Below are 18,688 nucleotides of genomic sequence, written 5' to 3' on the forward strand. Positions count from 1 at the left end.
GAAGAGAGATGCGAGCTTGCTGGTGGGCTGAAGCCTACCCTACGCGGATTGTCCTCGCGGCCCCCGCGCCACGGAGTCCCGACTGTAGGGTGGGCTTCAGCCCACCGGGCGAACCCTCGATCAGGCCTTGGCCGCCTGCGCCCGATTGGCCGCGGCCACTTCCTCACCCGCTGCCTGCAGCAGCTTCCACAGCCAGCTCGGTAGTGTGTCGGGGTCGAGACTGTCGATCAGGTTCTTGATCGCCAAGCCCAGCTCGGTATCACCCTCGATAACCAGCCGGCGGCGGAAGAACAGCGTGTCCGGGTCTTCCTGGCGGCTGGCCAGCAGCAGGAACTCGCGCCAGTTGCCGCGTATGGTCACCTCCACCGGTGCCTGCGCCGCAATGCGCAGTTGCTCGCGCTCGCAGGTCAGGCACCAGGCAAGGCCGAGGTCGGCGACTTCGAGCTTCATCCAGTGGCCGTCAAGCACGTCGAAGGCGCCGTCGCTGAGCGCTTCGGCGAATACCTGATTGAGGCTGCGCTCCAGCGCCAGACGCTGGAGCAGGAATGGCGTCCTGGCCGCGAGCGGCAACAGCCGCCCGCCGAGACTCACCAGATGGGCACGTGGGTTCAGCATAATCCGGCCTCCTCGGCGCGCAGCATGCCCGGCTGGCCATGCCAATAGCCATTGCAACCGTCCACCGCCAGCGGCGGCAGCGCTCCCTTGCGCACTGCATCGAAGGCGCCGATCACCTCTTCCATGCCGGCCGCACGCGGGCTCAGGCGCAGCAGATCGGCGCCGCTATCGACCAGGCCCGCGTAGTCGGCGAGCAGGTTGCTGACCGAAGCGGACATGGTCTGGATACCGTTGATGGTGAACAGCGCCTCACCCTCCTGGCTGAGTAGCGGGATACCCTCGGGATAGTTCTGGCAGCAGAACTGGCAGTCGTCCTTCGGCCGGTTCTCCGCGCGGGCGGTGAAGCAGCGCGCCGAATAGGCCAGCGGCAGGTGGCCGTAGGCGAAGACCTCGATTTCCGGCAGCGTGACGTCCAGCTCCTGCAGCTGCGCACGGGCGCTCCTGATCAGCTTGCCGGAAGCCTCCACCGGCGGCACCCAGCGGGCCATGCCGCTGGCCACCAGTTCGGCCAGCGCGTGGCCGTTGTAGAGGTTCAACGCCGGACCACCGACGAAGGGCAACTTGCGCTCGGCCATCAGCTGCACCGCGCCCATGTCGTTGGCTTCCACCAGCAGCTCGCCGTTGTCACACAGGCGACGCAGGCTGGACAGCTCGGATGCCGCCTCGACCAGGGTCAGGCCGGACAGCACCAGTTGCGCCGACGAGGCTTCGGCCAGGTCGCGGGCCAGCCCCAGCCAGTCGTCGAGCATCATGGCGCGGCGCTTGGAACAGACGGTCTCACCGAGGTAGATCACATCCAGCGGCTGGCTGGCCATATTGGCGTAGAAGTCCAGCGTCTGCTGGCGATCCCAGTAGAACAGCACCGGGCCCAGAGAAAGTTTCATGGGTGACTCCTCGTTCATTGCCAGGCCCGGTGGTAAGCACCCAGGGTGGTCTGCGAGCCTTCGGAAAGACCGTCCAGTACCTGCCGCCAGCCGGGTTCGACCGCATAGCGCTGCGGCGCTTTCAGGTAGCTGTCCAGCGCGGCGCGCCAGACGCGGGTGACCTGTTCGACGTAGGCCGGGCTGCGCTGGCGACCCTCGATCTTCATCGCGGTGACGCCGATGGCGGCGAGTTCGGGAATCAGATCCAGGGTGTTCAGGCTGGTCGGCTCTTCGAGCGCGTGAAAACGCTGGCCGTTGACCATGAAGCGCCCCTTGCACAGCGTCGGGTAGCCGGCCGATTCGCCTTCGGCGTAGCGGTCGATCAGCACGTTGTTGAGACGCGAGGTCAGCCCTTCCGGCTCTTCGCTCCAACGCACCGCCTTGGCTGGCGAGCAGACACCGCAGAGGTTCGGCGACTCGCCGGTGAGATAGGAAGACAGGTGGCAACGGCCTTCGGCCATGATGCACAAGCTGCCGAAAGCGAACACTTCGATCGGCACCGGGCTGCTCGCCGCGACCTGCTTGACCTGCTTGAGCGAAAGTACCCGCGGCAGCACTGCACGGTTGATGCCGTAGCGCTCCTGATAGAACGCCAGCGCCGCGGCGTTGGTCGCCGAGCCCTGTACCGAAAGGTGCAGATTGAGCCTGGGATGGCGCTTGCTGGCATAGCCGAGCACGCCGGGGTCGGCGGCGATCAGTGCATCCACGCCCAGGTCGGCGGCCTGATCCACGGCGCGCTGCCAGCGATTCCAGCCGTCCGGCTGGGCATAGGTGTTGACGGCGATATACAGCTGCCGGCCTTTCTCACGAATCAGCTGCAGGCCCTTGTCGAGCTGCTTCTCATCGAGATTGAGGCCGGCGAAATGACGGGCATTGGTGTCGTCGCGAAATCCGACGTAGATGGCATCGGCGCCCTGCTGGACGGCGGCCTTGAGCGCGGGCAGGCTTCCTGCCGGGCAGACCAGGTGCATGGCAACTCCTAGACATTCGGGTACATGCGCGCCGCGCAGGAAGCGCGGCGGTCGTTCGGCTGAACGGAAAACAGCCGGCAGTCTAGGCAGCTGACCAATGGCCAGCATTGATAGGGGTCAAGATTGGCCGGACGTCGCGCCTGCGACGAAAGGCAGCACGGAAAAATCCCGCCAATAGCCCGGGGCTGGCGGAAAGAATGCCTCAGATCCCCTCGTCGCCCTCGAATTCCTCGGTGGCGCGGGCCACCATCTGCCGCCACGCGCCCGACTCCTCGCCGAGCAGGCGGATGGCCTTGAGGCTGGCGGCGAAGGCGTCACGGTAGTGCAACGGATTGTTTTCGCTGGCGGCGCGCTCGGCGAAGGCCTGCGCCTCGCTCAGCAGCGCTTCGAATTCGTTCTGGTTCAGGGCCATTGGGCGCTCCTCGACGGGTGATGTGAGGTTAGACCATGGCTTGTTGTCTGCGACTCTCGCCGGCCGACGGGCGCTACTTGAGCTTCAGCCGCCGTGCCAGCTTGTGCAGGTTGCTCGGATCGACCTCCAGCAACCGGGCGGCCTGCGCCCAGTTCTCGCCACTGGCCTCCAGCGCCCGGACGATGGCCTGGCGCTGGGCCGCATCGACGGTGTGGCGCAGCGGCAGCACCTCGTCGGCGATTACCGGTTCGTCGGCCACCTGCGGCACTGCCACGCCGATGGCATGGCTGTCCAGGTCCAGCAGATCGGGCTCCAGGGTGAGGATCTCGCTACGCGACGCGCCGCGGCTGAGCAGACGCAGCGCCGCGCGACTGACCACGTGCTCCAGCTCGCGCACGTTGCCCGGCCAGGAGTAGCCCAGCAGCGCACGCTCGGCGGCCGGCGACAGGCGCATGCTGCGCAGCCCCAGGCGGGCACGATTGAGCTCGAGGAAGTGTCCGGCGAGGATCAGCACGTCGTTGCCGCGCTCGCGCAAAGGCGGAATCGGCGCCGGGTAGACCGACAGACGATGATAGAGATCAGCGCGGAAGTGCCCGTCGCGCACGCTGTCGCGCAGGTTGCGGTTGGTCGCGGCGATGATCCGTACATCCACCTGCCGCGGCTTGTCCGCACCGAGCCGCTGGATCTCGCCGTTCTGCAGGGTGCGCAGCAGCTTGGCCTGCACCGTCAGTGGCAGTTCGCCGACCTCGTCGAGCAGCAGCGTGCCACCGTTGGCAGCGTCGAAACGGCCGGGCCGATCGGTGGTGGCACCGGAGAAGGCGCCCTTGACGTGGCCGAACAGTTCGCTTTCGGCCAGGGACTCGGGCAGCGCCGCGCAATTGACATGCACCAGCGGTTTGTTGCGCCGCCGCGAATGACGGTGCAGCCAGCGGGCGAATAGCTCCTTGCCGACGCCGGTTTCTCCCAGCAGCAGCACCGGCAGTTCGGAATCGGCCACCACCTGCAGTTCGCGCAACAGCTCGCGGATCACACCGCTCTGGCCGAGAATCTCACCGTCACCATGATCCAGCGTGGTTTCCATCACATCGCTGCGCGCCAGGCGCAGGCCGCGATTCTCATGTTCCAGGCGGGTCACCCGTACGGCGGCCTCGATCACCAGCGTGAAGCGCTGCAGGTCGCAGCGGGCGTCGTCGTCGAAGGTGCCAGCATGCAATGCATCGAGGGTCAGCGCGCCCCACAGCTTGCCCTCGACGTACAGGCTGACGCCCATGCAATCGTGCACCGGCAACGGCTCGCCGACATGTTCGTCGAGCAGACCGTCGTAGGGGTCCGGCAGTCGGCTGTCAGGCTCGAACCAGGTCGGCTCGCGCTGCGAGAGGATCGCCGCCAGACGCGGGTGCTGGGCGACGACGAAGCGTCGGCCGAGCGCCTCCTGCACCAATCCGACCGCTGCCAGTGGACGCAGACTGTCTTCGTCCAGGCGCAGCAGCACCACCGCACCGCAGTGGAAATGTCGATGCAGCGTCTGCACCAGGCGCTGCAGGCGCACGGCGTTGGGCAGTTCGGTGGTCAGATCGGCAAGCAGTGCGTCGGCCATCATGGTGCTGGATACCCTCAGGGTTTTTAAAACCATAAACGCTTCGGGTCATTTCCACCAGCCACACCCCGCAATCGCCCGTTTCCGGCGGCCCGGTGCCTGGCATGGCTGTTGCGATTGTCGAGTCATGTTCCTCAGGACCGCTGCCATGACCACCGACCTTATCGACCAGACACTCGGCAATCTTGCCTGTTCGGTGCCGGGTGCCACCCGTGTATTCCGTCAGTTTCGCCTGGACTTCTGCTGCGCCGGCGACGTTTCGCTGCGCGAGGCCGCCGCGCGAATCGATATCGATCCGCAGATGATCGCCGGTGCATTGCTGGCACTGGAACCTGATACCACCGAGCAGGACTGGCGCAGCGTGCCAGCCGGAAAGCTGATCGAGTACATCCTGGCGCGCTTTCACGAGCGCCATCGCGACCAGTTCCCGGAGCTGATCCGTCTCGCCAGCCGTGTCGAGCAGGTGCACGGCAACCGCCCGGAATGCCCCAACGGGCTCGCCGAACACCTCTGGCACATGCAACAGGCGCTGGAGAGCCACATGCTCAAGGAAGAGCAGGTCCTCTTCCCGATGCTGCAGCGCGGCATGCGCTTGCCGCAGGCACAGGGGCCGATCTCGGTGATGCGCTACGAGCATGAGGAACACGGCAACTCGCTGGAGCAACTGGCGCTGCTGACCAACGACATCACCCCACCGGCCAATGCCTGCAACACTTGGCGCGCGCTGTACCGCGGGCTGGAGGAGCTGCGGGACGACCTGATGCTGCATATCCATCTGGAGAACAACGTGCTGTTCCGTAACGCCGAGGGCTCCGGCCCTGACAGCCAGACGACCGATCAAGGCAGCGAGGCGGTCCGCTCATGAAGCAGTACCTGCAACCGCTCGGCTGGGGCCTGGCGATGGCCTCGGTCGTCGCCCTGGCCAGCAACTTCGCCCTCGCTGTGGTCGTCGGTACCGCGCAGGCCGCCACCGCCCACCAGCACAGCCAGCACGCTCAGCCGTCAGTCGCCAGTGATGCACTACCCGGCGAGCGCTGGGCTACCGACGAGGCCTTGCGCGAAGGCATGACCCGCATCCACGAGGCAGTACAACGCAGCCTGCCGAGCGATCCGGGTCAGCCGCTCGATGAGCAATCGGCAGCCGCGCTGCAACGCGAGATCGAAGCCGCGACCGCTTACCTGATCGCCAACTGTCGGCTGCCGGAAGCCGCCGACGCCGGCCTGCACGGTCTGCTGAGCGACCTGCTCGAGGGCACCGAGGCACTATCCGATGCCGAGCAGCGTGAAGCGGGTCTGCAACGCATCTTCGCTGCACTGGAACGCTATACACAGCTGTTCGCCGAACCGGTCTGGCGTGACGGCTTTGTCGCCGATCTGCATTGATCGTGCGGGCAGGAATGGCTCTTCACCTGCCGGGTTTGATTTTGGTCAAGGTCCGGCATGTGTCGTCAACAGCACATGCGTTAGGCTGGGGCCGACATTCATTGTTGTTAATCGAGACAGGACGCCTTGCATGGTGCTTCACCGCGTACACCACCAGATCCTTCGCAGCCACCACCTGTTCGAGCCGCTGAACGAAGAGCAGATGGAAGAACTGCTCAACACCAGCCAGTTGCTCAACCTGGACAAGGGCGACAACCTGTTCCACCAGGGCGAGCCGGCGCACCACTTCTACTTCGTCATCTCCGGCGCGGTTAAGGTCTATCGCCTGACGCCGGACGGCCAGGAAAAGGTCTTCGAGGTGATCGGCAATCGCCAGACCTTCGCCGAAGCCATGATGCTGATGGACACGCCCAACTATGTGGCCTCAGCCCAGGCGGTCTGCCCGTCGCAGGTCTACCGCTTCTCCAATGCCGCCTACATGCGCCTGCTGGAAGCCAATCAGCGGCTCACCTTCGCCCTGCTCGGCAAGCTCTGCGTGCGCCTGCACCAGCGCATCAACGAGATCGAGACGCTGTCGCTGAAGAACGCCACGCACCGTGTGGTTCGTTATCTGCTGACGCAACTGGCGAGGACGAAGGACGACAGCAACAGTTTCGAACTGCCGATGGCCAAGCAACTGGTCGCCGGGCACCTGTCGATCCAGCCGGAAACCTTTTCGCGGATCATACGGCGCCTGATCGACGAGGGCATCATCACCCAGGAGGGCCGCCAGATCGCCATTCTCGACCGCCAGCGGCTCGAGCAGTTCGAGTAAGTACGGGCAAGGCCCACGGCTTTGCCGGACCAGAGGAACGCCACCATGCCCCAGTGCCTGTACTGCCAACAGGACCATCCGCCACAGGAAGCCGAATGCGGCAACTGCGGCATGCCCCTGCCGGCACGCGCCGACAGCGCCCCGCAACGCCGCCAGCGGCGCTTCCTCTGGTTCTGCATCGCTCTCAGCATCTTCTGCGCAGTGATGATCATCTGGCTGCCGCGCCACCTGTTCTGAGCGTAGGATGGATCACGCTTCACCGATCCACCGAGCAGCGTCCGGTGGATGTAAAAGGCGACATCCACCCTACTTATTGCACCGCGATTACAGCTGGGCCAGCCCCGTAGGGTGGATCACGCTTCACCGATCCACCGAGCGGCATCGCGGCGGATGTAAAAGGCGACATCCACCCTTCTTATTGCACCGTGATTACAGCTGGGCCAGCCCCGTAGGGTGGATCACGCTTCACCGATCCACCGAGCGGCATCCGGTGGATGGAAAAGGCGACATCCACCCTACTTGTTGCACCGCGATTACAGCTGGGCCAGTCCCGTAGGGTGGATCACGCTTTACCGACCCACCGAGCGGCATCCGGTGGATGTAAAAGGCGACATCCACCCTACTGTCACGCGCGATGCAGCGCCACGGTGGAAATCACCGCGCCTCCACCCACCTTGCCTACGGCTGGGTCAGCTGTTTGTACAGCTGCGGCAGGCGGAACGGCAGCTGCTGTGGCTCCTTGATCAGGGTGTAGCCGTTGGCGCCGAACATGTACGGCAGGTAATCGCCGGCCTCGCGGTCGATGGTGATGCAGAACGGCAGCAGGCCCTGCTTGCGTGCCTCCATCACCGCCTGGCGGGTGTCCTCGACACCGTAGCGGCCTTCGTACAGATCCAGATCGTTCGGTTTGCCGTCGGTCACCAGCAGCAACAGCTTACGCCGCTGCTTGCAGGCGCCGAGCAGTTCGGTGGCCTGGCGAATGGCCGCGCCCATGCGGGTGTAATAGCCGGGCTTGAGCGCCTGGATACGGCCGCGGGTCTCGTCGCCGTAGGGCTGGCGGAAGCTCTTCAGCTCCTGCATGCGCACCTGCTGGCGGCGCAGCGAGGAGAAGCCGTACAGCGCAAAGGGATCGCCCACCGCCGACAGCGCCTCGCCGAACAGCAGCAGGCTGTCGGTGACCACATCGATCACCCGGTGCTCGTTGTCCAGGTGCGCATCGGTGGACATCGACAGGTCGGCCAGCAGCAGGCAGGCCAGGTCGCGGCGGTTCTGCCGCTGCTCCATGAACAGACCACGCTCGGCGCACTGGCCGTTCTGCCGCTCGACGTGGAAGTCGAGCCAGGCCTGCATGTCCAGCTCCGAACCCTGGGGTTGCTGGCGCAGCCACTGGCGGTCGTTGCGCAGGTGCTCGAACTGCCGACGCAGGCGCCGCGCCAACGGCGACAGGTGCAGCGGCAACGGCTTGGCTTCCGAGCCGCGCGGCAGCATCAGCTGCAGGTTGACGAAATCCTTCTGCAGACGCTGCTTGCGATAATCCCACTCGGGCAACTTGATGCCCTCGCCCAGCGGCACATCGTCGAAGTCCGCGGCCGGCAGATCCAGGTCCAGCTTGAGCCCGCCGCCCTGCCGCATGCGCTGACGCGACAGAGCCAGTTCGTCGAGATCCTCGGCGACACGGGCCGCGTCTAGGTCCTCTGTGTCGTCGCCGCAGCGGTCCAGCTCGATGTGTTCGGACCAGCTGAACAGGTTCTCCAGACGGAACAGCAGCAGGCCACCCTTGCTCGAGCTTTCCTCGACCCGCCGGGCGCGCTTGCGCTGGCGCGACTCGCCGCCGGGCGGGGTTTCCAGATTGCCCTCGCCTTCCTCGGCGCGCTGGGTGGTCTGGGGTTCACCGAGGTTGTCCGCCGGATACAGCCACAGCGGCAGCGGCCAGGGCGCGCGCTCGCTGCGCGGGAACTGGCTGACGCTGCCCGGCTCGCGCAAGGCCTGGCACAGCGCCGCTTCCAGCGCGGCCTCGGCCTTGGGCAGCTGGCTCGGGTCCGGGCGCAGTTGCAGATGGGCCTCGACCAGCCGCCGGTAACGCGCGCGCATGGCCGGAAACTGCTCGAGGATGGCCTGGGTCCAGCGCTGGTTGTCGCGCGCCCAGTGGCGCATCGGCCCAGCCTGCGCGGCGAGCAGCGCCAGCCAGCGATACAGGTCCTGATTCAGCGAGACTTCCGGGTAGACCGCCAGGCTCTGCGGCAGCCGCAGATTGCTGGCGTCGCACCAGGCCACCGGCAGTTGCTTGCAGGTCCCGGCGACCTGTTGCAGCAGGTTGCGCCGGAGCAGCAGATCACGCGCGCTGGCGGCTTCGACGCCGACCCCGCTGGCGCCACCCATGGCGCGGAACAGCAGCGACAGCGGACGCTGCATGCTCTCGAGATCGACCCGTGCTTCCGGGAAATCCGGGCTGGCGCGACGGGTGATGAAGCGGTGCCAGACACTGCCGACCCACTCTTCCACTTCGATGGTAAAGGCCATGGCGGGTTACTCCGAGCTGGCAGTTGAAACGCAAAACGGCCCGCTAATACCAGCCGGGCCGTCGATGCTCATTGCGAACCGTCTCAGGCCGCGGCGGCTGCCGCTGCTGCGACCGGTACCCGACCGCGCTGGCGGAAGCTGTACAGGTAGCAGACCAGACCGATCAGGAAGATCACCCCGGCCACCAGACGCAGCCAGAAGAAGATGGCCAGCTGGTCGGCGGTTGCCATGAAGGACATGGCGGCACCATCGGCAGGGATCCGCTGCAGCCAGACCTGCACCACGCCTGCGGCGGTGAGGAACAGGGTGATGGCGACCATCGACAGGGTCATCAGCCAGAAGCCCCAGACCTCGATGCGCTGCGCCCGTGCATCCGGCGCTTCACCCAGGCCACGCAGACGCGGCATGGCGTAGCTGATCATGGTCATCACGATCATCGCGTAGGCGCCGTAGAAGGCCAGGTGACCGTGCGCGGCCGTGATCTGCGAGCCGTGGGTGTAGTAGTTCACCGGAGCCAGGGTGTGCAGGAAGCCCCATACACCTGCGCCGAGGAAGGCAGTCACGGTGGTGCCGATGGCCCACAGCGAGGCGGCCTTGTTCGGATGCTCGCGGCGGCGACGGTTCACCATGTTCAGGGCGAACAGCACCATGGCGAAGAACGGCAGCGGTTCCAGGGCGGAGAAGATCGAGCCCAGCCACAGCCACACGGTCGGTGCGCCGATCCAGAAGAAGTGGTGGCCGGTGCCGATGATGCCGGTGATCAGGGCCATGGCGATGATCACGTAGAGCCACTTCTCGACCACTTCGCGGTCAACGCCGGTGATCTTGATCAGGACGAAGGCGAGCATCGAACCCATGATCAGTTCCCACACGCCTTCCACCCACAGGTGCACGACGAACCACCAGTAGTACTTGTCGCGCGCCAGGTTCTCGGGGTTGTAGAAGGAGAACAGGAAGAACACCGCGAGGCCGATCAGACCGGTCATCATCACCGTACTGACCACGGTCTTGCGACCCTTGAGCATGGTCATGCCAATGTTGTAGAGGAAGCCCAGGGCCACCACCACAATGCCGATCTTGGTGATCGTCGGCTGCTCGAGGAACTCGCGTCCCATGGTCGGGAGCAGCTCGTTCTTGGTCATTTCCGCCAGGCCCGCATAGGGCACGAACAGGTAACCGAGAATGGTCAGCACGCCGGCCGCGGCGAACACCCAGAACAGGATGATGGCCAGTTTCGGACTGTGCAGTTCGCGGTCCGCTTCCTCGGGAATGAGGTAGTAGGCCGCGCCCATGAAGCCGAACAGCAGCCAGACGATCAGCAGGTTGGTGTGAACCATCCGCGCCACGTTGAACGGCAGCAGCGGGAACAGGAAGTCACCTACCACGTACTGCAGCCCCATGATCAGACCGAAGAGGATCTGACCGACGAACAGCATCAGCGCAAACACGAAGTAGGGTTTGGCGACGGCCTGCGATTGGAATTTGAGATGCGGGTTGAGAATGCTCATCTCGTGGCCCCTCCAGTGAATTCGGAAACAAAGACGTTCATCACTCAACCTTCCTTGTTTGGCGGCCAGTTGTTGGTGTCGATCTTCGAAGTCCACTTGAGGAACTCCGCCATATCGTCAACTTGCTGCTCGGTCAGATTGAATTGCGGCATCGCGCGGCGACCGGGGGCGCCGAGTGGCTGGGCTTTCATCCAGGCGTGCAGGAACGGCTTGAAGGCCTCGTCACCGCCCCGACGGACGAACACGTTGCCCAGCTCCGGTGCGAAGTAGGCACCTTCACCCAGCAGGCTGTGGCAGCCGATGCAGTTGTTGTTTTCCCAGACTGCCTTGCCGCGCACGACCGCTTCGGTCATTTCCGATGCGTTCGAACGTTCGGGGAAAGTCTGCTCTGTGTGGTAGGTAAGGCCGAGGAACACCAGGAAGAAGAAGACGCTTCCTCCGAAGTAGATATTCCTGGCCATACCCTTGGTGAAGGTCTCGGACATGGTCGCCTCCTCATGGCTTGGCGTGGCCAGTTTAAGAAGGAGGCTATCGAAACCTGCTTGATGGCAATCAAGAAAAACCCGAACGTGGCAGTCGGTCTTTCCGGGTGCAGCAGGTAGTTGCCGGGAGGGCCTGCAGAACATGCCAGGCACGCCGCACAGCGCGCCGACTCACGCCAGCGGCTTGCAGCGATAGCCGGATGGCTCATACGCGCCGAAGCCCAACATCGCCAGCGCAGACGCCGGGACGGGCGTTTCAGGCGCTGCGCTACAGCGCAGCGATGCGCAGGCCGGTCTTCTTCAGGATGCGACTGGACACCAGCATCTCGTTCGCCCGGCAGGCGCTGCCGAGCAAGGCGCGGATCTGGTTGCGGTAGGCCTCGATGTCACTGGCATCGCGCCCGTGCACCATGGCGAACAGGTTGTAAGGCCAGCCGTCGCGGCGCGGCCGTCGGTAGCAGTGGCTGACGAAGGGCTGCGCGCCGATCAGCGCGCCCAGGCGGTCGATCTCGGCATCGTCGACATCCCACACGGTCATGCCGTTGTGCCGGTAACCCAGGCGGTAGTGGTTGGGCACCGCGGCGATCCGGCGGATCGCCCCCTCGGCCTGCAGGCGCTGCAGCAGCGCCAGGGTGTCGTCCACCGCGAGCCCCAGCTCGTCGGCGAGCCAGGCCCAGGGATCGGCCACCAGCGGCAGTCCGGCCTCGGTCAGCTCGACCAACCGACGCACCAGCGCTTCGTCAGACGGGGAAGTGCAAACCGACATGATAGGTTTTCTCCTTCGGCAGGTTGAGCACCGTCAGGCCGGTCTGCGCCTCGATGCGGGCGATGGCTTCGGTGACACCCGCGGGCGTCTCGCAACCGAGCACGAACCACATGTTCCACTGGTGCTCACGGCGGTAATTGTGGGCGACCTCGGGCATCGCCTCGAGCTGCGCGGCGACCTCGTCGAAGCGCGCCTCCGGTACCGCCAGCGCGGCCAGGGTGAAGGCGCCGCCGAGGCGCTCGACATCGAACATCGGGCCGAAGCGGGTCAGGGTGCCGTCCTCGAGCAATGCCTGGACCCGCTGCCGCAACGTCTCGGAGCTGCTGCCCAACTCCGTAGCCAGCGCTTCCCATGGCTGGCGGACCAGCGGCAAGCCGTGTTGCAGGCGATTGATCAGCAGTCGATCGAAGTCATCCATTGGCGACGTCCGGCAATGGCGGCGCGAAACGTCCGCCACACTGTTTGAAGGCCCGCGTGCTGAACAGCAACTGGTGCGGCACATCGCTCAGACCGTGCTCGGCCAGCAGCCGCTCGATCAGTCCGCAGACCTGTTCACGCTCGCGACCGTGAACCATGCAGAACAGGTTGTAGGGCCACTGTGGCAGGCGCCGTGGCCGCTGGTAACAGAGATTGACCCCGACAGCCTGGCCCAGGCGGCGGCCGATCGCGTCGACCAGCTCGTCGGGAATATCCATCACCAGCATGGCATTGGCGCGAAACCCCAGCGCCCGGTGTTTCAGCACCAGCCCAACGCGGCGGAACAGCCCGGCCTCCTGCCACTGTTCGACCTGTTCGAGCACCTGTCGCTCGCTGCAGCCGATCTGCTCGGCAAGGCGCTGGTAGGGCCTTGCCGCCAGTGGCAGGCCGGCCTCGAGCAGGCGGCGCAGCTGCATCGCCTGCAAATCGTTTAGGCAGTCGTTCATGACGGTTCTCCCAAGGGAAAGCCCAGATCGATGCGAAACGCGTTGAGCATCGGCAGGTCCAGGGGCACCAGTCCGGTGTCGGCTTCGATCTCGGCGAGCACTCGGTCGATGTGCGCACGGTCCGGCCCGGTCAGCACGAACCAGAGGTTGTAGCGATGCTCGCGCAGATAGTTGTGATTGACCTCGGGGAAGGCATTGATGCGGGCCGCCACCTGCTCCAGCCGCGCTTCGGGCACGGCCAGCGCCACCAGGGTGCTGGCGCCGGCTCGGCTGTGTTCGAACACCGGGCCGACGCGCGAAAGCCCGCCGGCGGCCTGCAGCTGTTCGAGGCAGGCGAGCACCTCGTCCTCGCTGCAGCCGAGTTCCTCGGCCATGGCGCGGTAGGGTTCGGCACACAGCGGCATGCCGTGCTGAAAACGGTCGATCAGGCGGCGACTGAGAGCGTCGATGTGCATGTCACAACCCCGTCTCGTGAGCGCGGCTGCTGAAGAAGATGCCGCTCGGGCTCTGTGCCGGCAGGCGCTTGATCAGCTTCAGGCTGTAGGGGTCCCAGACCTGGACCTCGTTGCCGTCGCGCACCGACAGCCAGAGCTGGTCACCACGGGCGGTGAATTCCATATGCAGCACCGCCGGACCGGGCTCCAGGGTGGCGATGATCTCGTGGGTTTCGCTGTCGATCACCTGCACCTTGCCGTTGTCCGGGTGCGCGAAGTTGACCCAGATCTGCCGCGCATCCGGCCGCGCCATGACGAAAACCGGCTGGCCGGCGACATCGATGGCGTCGGTCTGCTTCCAGCTCTTCGAATCCATCACCAGCACCCGATGCTGGCCGATGGCGGGGACGAAGGTCTGGTCGCCGGCCACCGTCCAGCCCTCCAGGTGGGGCATCTTGTAGACCGGCAGTTTCTCCTGACCGCGGCCGTAACCGTCGATGATCCGCTCGACACCACGGACGGTGTGCCAGAGGTCGATCTTGGCCATGCCGTCCTCGCCGAACAGGCCGGCGATGTAGTAGCGGCCGTCAGGGGTCAGCAGCGCATCGTAGGGCTGCTTGCCGACGTTCTCGAAACGCGTGACGGTCGGTGTATCCCCCTGGCTGAAATCCAGCAGCCAGGTCTCGTTGGTGTCGAACAGGCTGTAGATGAAGCGCCGACCCGGTGCGTCGAGCACGCCGACCACCCGCGAATTGCGGCTGCCATCGGCCAGCGGCGTGGCCGGAATGTCGGCGACCAGCTCAAGGGTCTCGGCATCGAATACCTTGACGCCGCCCGGCTCGTAGTTGCCCACCGCGATCAGCCGGCCATCCTGGCTGATCGCCCCGCCGATGCTGTTGCCTCCCTGAACCACACGGCGGTCGATGCGCTGGCGCAGCAGGTCGACCTTGGTCAGCCCACCGTCGCGCCCGAACACATAGGCGTAACGCTGATCACGGGAGAAGACCACCGAGGCATGGGACAGATCGCCCAGGCCCTCGATACGGGCGAGCTGGCTCTGGTTGCTGCTCTCGATGATCTGCAGGCTACCGCTGGCGCGCTCCACCACCACGCCCAGGTCACCTGTGCCGCGCAGCGGCTGCTGTGCACAGGCCGCGAGCAGACTGGCCACAGCCAGCAGCAGAAAAGGACGAATCATGGCTTGGGGTATCCTTCGAGCAGGCGGTCGACCAGGTAGGCGATGTCCTGCTCGTCGAGCAAGGCATTCCAGCCGGGCATGGGCGTACCGGGTCTACCGTGGGTGACGGTGGCGATGAGCGCTTCACGGGGTTTGCCGGCCAGCGCCTGGCGGGTGAGCGCGGGGCCGAGGCCGCCGGTCATGCGCAGGCCATGGCAGGAGCCACAGTCCTGAAGCAGCAGATGGTCGAGCGTTGCCTGGCGTTCGGCGCTAGGTGCGCCGGCCAGGACAGTGGGAATCAGGAGGCAGGACGCCAGGGCGAGTCCCAGACGCGTTACGGCTTGTCGGGACATCTCCATGGCGCCCTCCATCGTTTACTTGAGGCTGAGAACCCACTCGGCGAGGGTCTTGGCTTCCTCGTCGGTGACAGGGTTTGGCGGCATCGGGATCGGACCCCAATTGCCCTGGGTGCCGTTCTTGATGTGGCCCGCGAGCAACTCGGCAGCACCGTCCTGGCCGGCGTACTTGGCGGCGACTTCCTTCAGGGCCGGGCCGACCATCTTGGCGTCCAGGCTATGGCAGGCCGCGCAAGGCTTGCTCTTGAACAGCGCCTCGCCGTCCTGGGCCATGGCTGGCTGCAGGGCCAGCGCGCCGCCAAGGGCGAGCAGCGGGATGAAGATTTTTTTCATGAGTTACTTCCTCAAGGCTAAATCGGGGGCAGATCTTGAGGCCCGCCCCCAGGTGGGCTCAGTAAACGTCGTACTGAGTGTTGTGGACGTTAAATTTACCGGTTGGGGTAATCAACCTTTTGTCCTTGATCACTGTTTTGAGTTCTAGCGTCTTGTCATCGACCACCACGATGGCCGACTCCTCGTCCTGGCCGTTCCACACGGAGAACCAGACCTCGTTGCCGGCCTCGTTGTACTCCGGCTGCACCACACGCTGGGCACCGCCCTTTAGACCAGACCATTCACCGATCGGCAGCACCTTGTAGCCGGCCTTCAGATTGTTGATATCGAACACCGCTGCCGACTGGCTGATCTTGGCATCCGGATTGAAGGTGGTATCCAGATACAGGTGCTTGGATTTTGGATGGGTCTTGATGAACAGCGAACCGCCACCCTGGCCCTTGAGCGTCTCGACCACTTTCCAGGCGTTCTTCGGATGCTTGGCCGGATCGGTTCCGATCAGCGAGATGGTTTCATCGCCCAAGTGGCTGGTGGCCCATACCGGGCCGTACTCGGGGTGCACGAAGTTGGCGCCACGACCCGGGTGCGGGATCTTGCCGACGTCGACCAGGGCGGCCATCTTGCGCTCCTTCGAGTCGATCACCGCGACCTTGTTGGAGTTGTTCGCCGCCGTCATGAAGTAGCGGTGGCTGACGTCCCAGCCGCCGTCATGCAGGAACGGCGCAGTGCCGATCATGGTGGTGGTCAGGTTATCAATGTCCTCGTAGTTGACCAGCAGGACCTTGCCGGTTTCCTTGACGTTGACGATGAACTCCGGATGTTCGTGCGAGGCGATGATCGCCGCGACGCGGGGCTCGGGGTGGTATTCCTGGGTATCGACCGTCATGCCACGGGTGGAGACGATCTGCAGCGGCTCCAGGGTCTCGCCGTCCATGATGGTGAACTGCGGCGGCCAGTAGTCGCCGGCGATGACGTACTTGTCCTCGTAGCCCTTGTACTTGGAGGTTTCCACCGAACGGGCCTCGATGCCGACCTTGATCTCGGCGACCTTGGTCGGTTCCTTGCCCCACAGGTCGATCATGTCGATCTTGGCGTCGCGACCGATAACCAGCAGGTAGCGGCCGGAAGCGGACATGCGCGAAATATGCACCGCGTAGCCGGTGTCGATGGTCTTGACGATCTTCTTGCTGTCGCCGTCGACGAGGGCGATCTTGCCGTCGTCACGCAGGGTGACGGAGAACAGGTTCGGCAGGTTCAGCTTGTTCATCTGCTGCTTCGGCCGGTCCTCCGGCTTGACCAGCACGTTCCAGGAGTTCTTCATCTCAGCCATGCCCCACTCCGGCGGCGTCGGCGGCGTGTGCTGAATGTACTTGGCCATCAGCGTGATCTGATCCTTGGTCAGCGCGTTGGATGTACCCCAGTTCGGCATCCCGGCAGGCGAGCCATAGGTGATCAGCGCTTCCAGATAGGCCTGACCACGCTCCTGGGTGATGTCCGGGGTCAGCGGCTTGCCGGTCGCGCCCTTGCGCAGCACGCCATGGCAGCCGGCGCAGCGCTGGAAATAGATTTCCTTGGCGTGCTCGAACTCGGCGGAGGTGAGGTCCGGTGCGCCCGGTGAATGCACGACCTGTGCACTGGCCGGATCGACTGCCGACGCTTGCCCCTTGTAGGCAGCCTCGGCTTTGTCTTCCGGATTGTTCTGTGCCTGAGCAATGCCCAGAGCGAGTAACGAGAAGCCGGCGACGAATCCAGCCAGTAGTGGTTTTTTCATGCTGTTTCTCCTCTGGAAACGCGGGATGCGCTTCCTGCTCAGGTGACGGCGGTACGGCAGATCCAGTTGTTGTTGATGCACGGGCATCCTATGAGAGCGGCTTTGCGGGTCCGCTTGACGACAATCAAGAGATCCCTCCTCACCCCCTGAGCGTGACGCCTTGTCGCGGACAAACCTTGCGCTGGGTCTCGCTCCGCCACGCATCCGCAGCGGGCTTGATCGCAATCAAGCTTTGCCGGCAGGCTGCTTGAGCGGCCGGACCCGCATCGGTAGCGTGGCGATCGAGATAACCAACCGCTGCCGTGAGGTATTGCCTGTGAATGCGCTCGAGATCCCAACCGCCGCTGGCACACCGGATGCACCGTTCTATCAACCACTGGGCAACGAGGAGCAGTTGTTCCAGCAGGCCTGGCAGCACGGCATGCCGGTGCTGATCAAGGGCCCGACCGGCTGCGGCAAGACGCGCTTCGTGCAGCACATGGCGCACCGGCTGAACCTGCCGCTGTACACCGTAGCCTGCCATGACGACCTCTCCGCCGCCGACCTGGTCGGTCGTCACCTGATCGGCGCCCAGGGCACCTGGTGGCAGGACGGCCCGCTGACCCGTGCGGTGCGCGAGGGGGGCATCTGCTACCTGGACGAAGTGGTGGAGGCGCGGCAGGACACCGCCGTGGTGCTGCACCCGCTGGCCGACGATCGTCGCGAACTGTTCATCGAGCGCACCGGCGAAGCGCTCAAGGCGCCACCGGGCTTCATGCTGGTGGTGTCCTACAACCCCGGTTACCAGAACCTGCTCAAGGGCATGAAGCCGAGCACCCGCCAGCGCTTCGTGGCGATGCGCTTCGATTACCCGGCTGAGGCCGAGGAAGTACGCATCGTCGCCAACGAGGCACAGGTGGATGAAGCGCTCGCCGCCCAGGTGGTCAGGCTTGGCCAGGCGCTGCGCCGGCTGGAGCAGCATGATCTGGAAGAAGTCGCCTCGACCCGCCTGCTGATCTTCACCGCGCGGATGATTCGCTCCGGGATGACGCCGCGTCAGGCCTGCCTGGCCTGCCTGGCCGAACCGCTGTCGGATGACCCGCAGACCGTCGCGGCGCTGATGGATGTGGTCGATGTCCACTTCGGCTGAACGCATCGCCCGGCCGACACGGCGTTTGCCGGGCGATCTGGCGATGTGGTTCTTCATCCTCGCCGAGCTGACCGTGTTCGCCATCCTGATCCTGGCCTTCGCCGTCACGCAGATGTTCAACCCGCAGCTGTTCGACCAAAGCCGGGCGGCGCTGGACAGCTCGACGGGCCTGGCGCTGACCCTGAGCCTGCTGACCTCCGGCCTGTTCGCCGCCCTGTCGGTCGAACAGGTACGCCAGGCCCGCCAGGGATGCGCGGCCCTGCTGTTGCTTGCCGCGCTGGCCTCATCCTGTGTCTACGTGGCGCTCAAGCTCGACGAGTATCGGCATCTGGCCGGGCTCGGCCTGGGCATGGAGCACAACACCTTCTTCACCCTCTACTGGATTCTGACCGGCTTTCATTTTCTGCACGTCTTGCTGGGCATGCTGATCCTCGCCTGGCTGGCCGAGCGCTGCCGCCGCGGCGTCTACCGGCCGGACGACCACGGCGGACTGGAATCCGGCGTGCTCTACTGGCACATGGTCGATCTGGTCTGGGTGCTGCTGTTCCCGCTGGTCTACGTACTGAGGTAACTC

Annotated in this window: 22 protein-coding genes; 6 read left to right on the plus strand and 16 right to left on the minus strand. The window is 65.0% G+C overall.

Annotated features, from left to right (window positions below):
* Positions 1 to 120: 120 nt before the first annotated feature.
* The 5 genes from ubiT to norR all read right to left on the minus strand — a co-directional run bounded on the left by ubiT (position 121) and on the right by norR (position 4,521).
* Complete coding sequence (gene ubiT / locus B597_RS29135) at positions 121 to 615, minus strand: ubiquinone anaerobic biosynthesis accessory factor UbiT (RefSeq protein WP_003293303.1); 495 nt, start codon at positions 613 to 615, stop codon at positions 121 to 123.
* Positions 609 to 1,499 carry a U32 family peptidase gene (locus B597_RS29140; protein ID WP_003293306.1) on the minus strand — a complete coding sequence of 297 codons (891 nt, stop codon included), beginning with the start codon at positions 1,497 to 1,499 and terminating at the stop codon, positions 609 to 611. The genes ubiT and B597_RS29140 overlap by 7 nt, the downstream gene beginning before the upstream one ends.
* A 14-nt stretch (positions 1,500 to 1,513) precedes the next feature.
* A complete protein-coding gene (ubiU, locus tag B597_RS29145) occupies positions 1,514 to 2,509 on the minus strand; it encodes a ubiquinone anaerobic biosynthesis protein UbiU (RefSeq protein ID WP_003293307.1) in 996 nt (331 codons plus the stop codon).
* A gap of 202 nt (positions 2,510 to 2,711) precedes the next feature.
* Positions 2,712 to 2,921: a hypothetical protein gene (locus B597_RS29150; protein ID WP_003293308.1), complete on the minus strand. Its 210-nt coding sequence runs from the start codon at positions 2,919 to 2,921 to the stop codon at positions 2,712 to 2,714.
* Between the two features lie 73 nt (positions 2,922 to 2,994).
* A complete protein-coding gene (norR, locus tag B597_RS29155) occupies positions 2,995 to 4,521 on the minus strand; it encodes a nitric oxide reductase transcriptional regulator NorR (protein ID WP_003293309.1) in 1,527 nt (508 codons plus the stop codon).
* Positions 4,522 to 4,666: 145 nt separating this feature from the next.
* Here norR and ytfE point away from each other — a divergent pair, with 145 nt between their 5' ends.
* From ytfE to B597_RS29175, 4 genes are all read left to right on the plus strand, one after another.
* Positions 4,667 to 5,383: an iron-sulfur cluster repair protein YtfE gene (gene ytfE, locus B597_RS29160; protein ID WP_003293311.1), complete on the plus strand. Its 717-nt coding sequence runs from the start codon at positions 4,667 to 4,669 to the stop codon at positions 5,381 to 5,383.
* Positions 5,380 to 5,901 carry a hypothetical protein gene (locus B597_RS29165; RefSeq protein ID WP_003293313.1) on the plus strand — a complete coding sequence of 174 codons (522 nt, stop codon included), beginning with the start codon at positions 5,380 to 5,382 and terminating at the stop codon, positions 5,899 to 5,901. Before ytfE ends, B597_RS29165 begins: the two co-directional genes overlap by 4 nt.
* Before the next feature lie 130 nt (positions 5,902 to 6,031).
* On the plus strand, positions 6,032 to 6,715 hold the full coding sequence (locus B597_RS29170; RefSeq protein ID WP_003293315.1) for a Crp/Fnr family transcriptional regulator: 684 nt from the start codon (positions 6,032 to 6,034) through the stop codon (positions 6,713 to 6,715).
* 45 nt (positions 6,716 to 6,760) lie between these two features.
* A complete protein-coding gene (locus B597_RS29175) occupies positions 6,761 to 6,952 on the plus strand; it encodes a hypothetical protein (RefSeq protein WP_003293317.1) in 192 nt (63 codons plus the stop codon).
* 441 nt (positions 6,953 to 7,393) lie between these two features.
* Here the strand turns inward: B597_RS29175 and B597_RS29180 are convergent, their stop codons facing one another.
* From B597_RS29180 to B597_RS29230, 11 genes are all read right to left on the minus strand, one after another.
* Entirely contained in the window at positions 7,394 to 9,235 is a 1,842-nt protein-coding gene (locus B597_RS29180; RefSeq protein ID WP_003293319.1) for a nitric oxide reductase activation protein NorD, read from the minus strand.
* 83 nt (positions 9,236 to 9,318) lie between these two features.
* Positions 9,319 to 10,743 (minus strand): cbb3-type cytochrome c oxidase subunit I, encoded by a 1,425-nt coding sequence (locus B597_RS29185; protein ID WP_003293321.1) that lies wholly within the window; start codon positions 10,741 to 10,743, stop codon positions 9,319 to 9,321.
* A 44-nt stretch (positions 10,744 to 10,787) separates the two neighbouring features.
* Positions 10,788 to 11,228 carry a c-type cytochrome gene (locus tag B597_RS29190; RefSeq protein ID WP_024161758.1) on the minus strand — a complete coding sequence of 147 codons (441 nt, stop codon included), beginning with the start codon at positions 11,226 to 11,228 and terminating at the stop codon, positions 10,788 to 10,790.
* A gap of 265 nt (positions 11,229 to 11,493) precedes the next feature.
* The gene (locus B597_RS29195) at positions 11,494 to 11,991 is read right to left on the minus strand and encodes a siroheme decarboxylase subunit beta (RefSeq protein WP_003293323.1); all 498 of its coding nucleotides are present in this window, start codon (positions 11,989 to 11,991) and stop codon (positions 11,494 to 11,496) included.
* Positions 11,966 to 12,409, minus strand: a complete 444-nt coding sequence (locus B597_RS29200; protein ID WP_003293325.1) for an Lrp/AsnC family transcriptional regulator — start codon at positions 12,407 to 12,409, stop codon at positions 11,966 to 11,968. Before B597_RS29200 ends, B597_RS29195 begins: the two co-directional genes overlap by 26 nt.
* On the minus strand, positions 12,402 to 12,914 hold the full coding sequence (locus B597_RS29205; protein WP_003293328.1) for a siroheme decarboxylase subunit beta: 513 nt from the start codon (positions 12,912 to 12,914) through the stop codon (positions 12,402 to 12,404). Before B597_RS29205 ends, B597_RS29200 begins: the two co-directional genes overlap by 8 nt.
* Complete coding sequence (locus B597_RS29210) at positions 12,911 to 13,369, minus strand: Lrp/AsnC family transcriptional regulator (RefSeq protein WP_003293330.1); 459 nt, start codon at positions 13,367 to 13,369, stop codon at positions 12,911 to 12,913. Before B597_RS29210 ends, B597_RS29205 begins: the two co-directional genes overlap by 4 nt.
* Position 13,370: 1 nt before the next feature.
* Positions 13,371 to 14,546, minus strand: coding sequence for a cytochrome D1 domain-containing protein (locus tag B597_RS29215; RefSeq protein WP_003293332.1), 1,176 nt, complete (start codon positions 14,544 to 14,546; stop codon positions 13,371 to 13,373).
* Positions 14,543 to 14,884: a c-type cytochrome gene (locus B597_RS29220; protein ID WP_003293333.1), complete on the minus strand. Its 342-nt coding sequence runs from the start codon at positions 14,882 to 14,884 to the stop codon at positions 14,543 to 14,545. Before B597_RS29220 ends, B597_RS29215 begins: the two co-directional genes overlap by 4 nt.
* 15 nt (positions 14,885 to 14,899) lie before the next feature.
* Positions 14,900 to 15,214 (minus strand): c-type cytochrome, encoded by a 315-nt coding sequence (locus B597_RS29225; RefSeq protein WP_003293337.1) that lies wholly within the window; start codon positions 15,212 to 15,214, stop codon positions 14,900 to 14,902.
* Positions 15,215 to 15,272: 58 nt separating this feature from the next.
* Positions 15,273 to 16,985 carry a nitrite reductase gene (locus B597_RS29230; RefSeq protein WP_003293338.1) on the minus strand — a complete coding sequence of 571 codons (1,713 nt, stop codon included), beginning with the start codon at positions 16,983 to 16,985 and terminating at the stop codon, positions 15,273 to 15,275.
* 316 nt (positions 16,986 to 17,301) lie between these two features.
* On the opposite strand from B597_RS29230, the gene B597_RS29235 reads away from it, so the two are divergent.
* On the plus strand, positions 17,302 to 18,114 hold the full coding sequence (locus B597_RS29235) for a CbbQ/NirQ/NorQ/GpvN family protein (RefSeq protein ID WP_031323240.1): 813 nt from the start codon (positions 17,302 to 17,304) through the stop codon (positions 18,112 to 18,114).
* Positions 18,098 to 18,685 carry a cytochrome c oxidase subunit 3 gene (locus B597_RS29240; protein WP_024161760.1) on the plus strand — a complete coding sequence of 196 codons (588 nt, stop codon included), beginning with the start codon at positions 18,098 to 18,100 and terminating at the stop codon, positions 18,683 to 18,685. The genes B597_RS29235 and B597_RS29240 overlap by 17 nt, the downstream gene beginning before the upstream one ends.
* Positions 18,686 to 18,688: the final 3 nt, after the last annotated feature.

The organism is Stutzerimonas stutzeri KOS6 (genome assembly GCF_000307775.2).
Taxonomy (GTDB): Bacteria; Pseudomonadota; Gammaproteobacteria; order Pseudomonadales; family Pseudomonadaceae; genus Stutzerimonas; species Stutzerimonas stutzeri_B.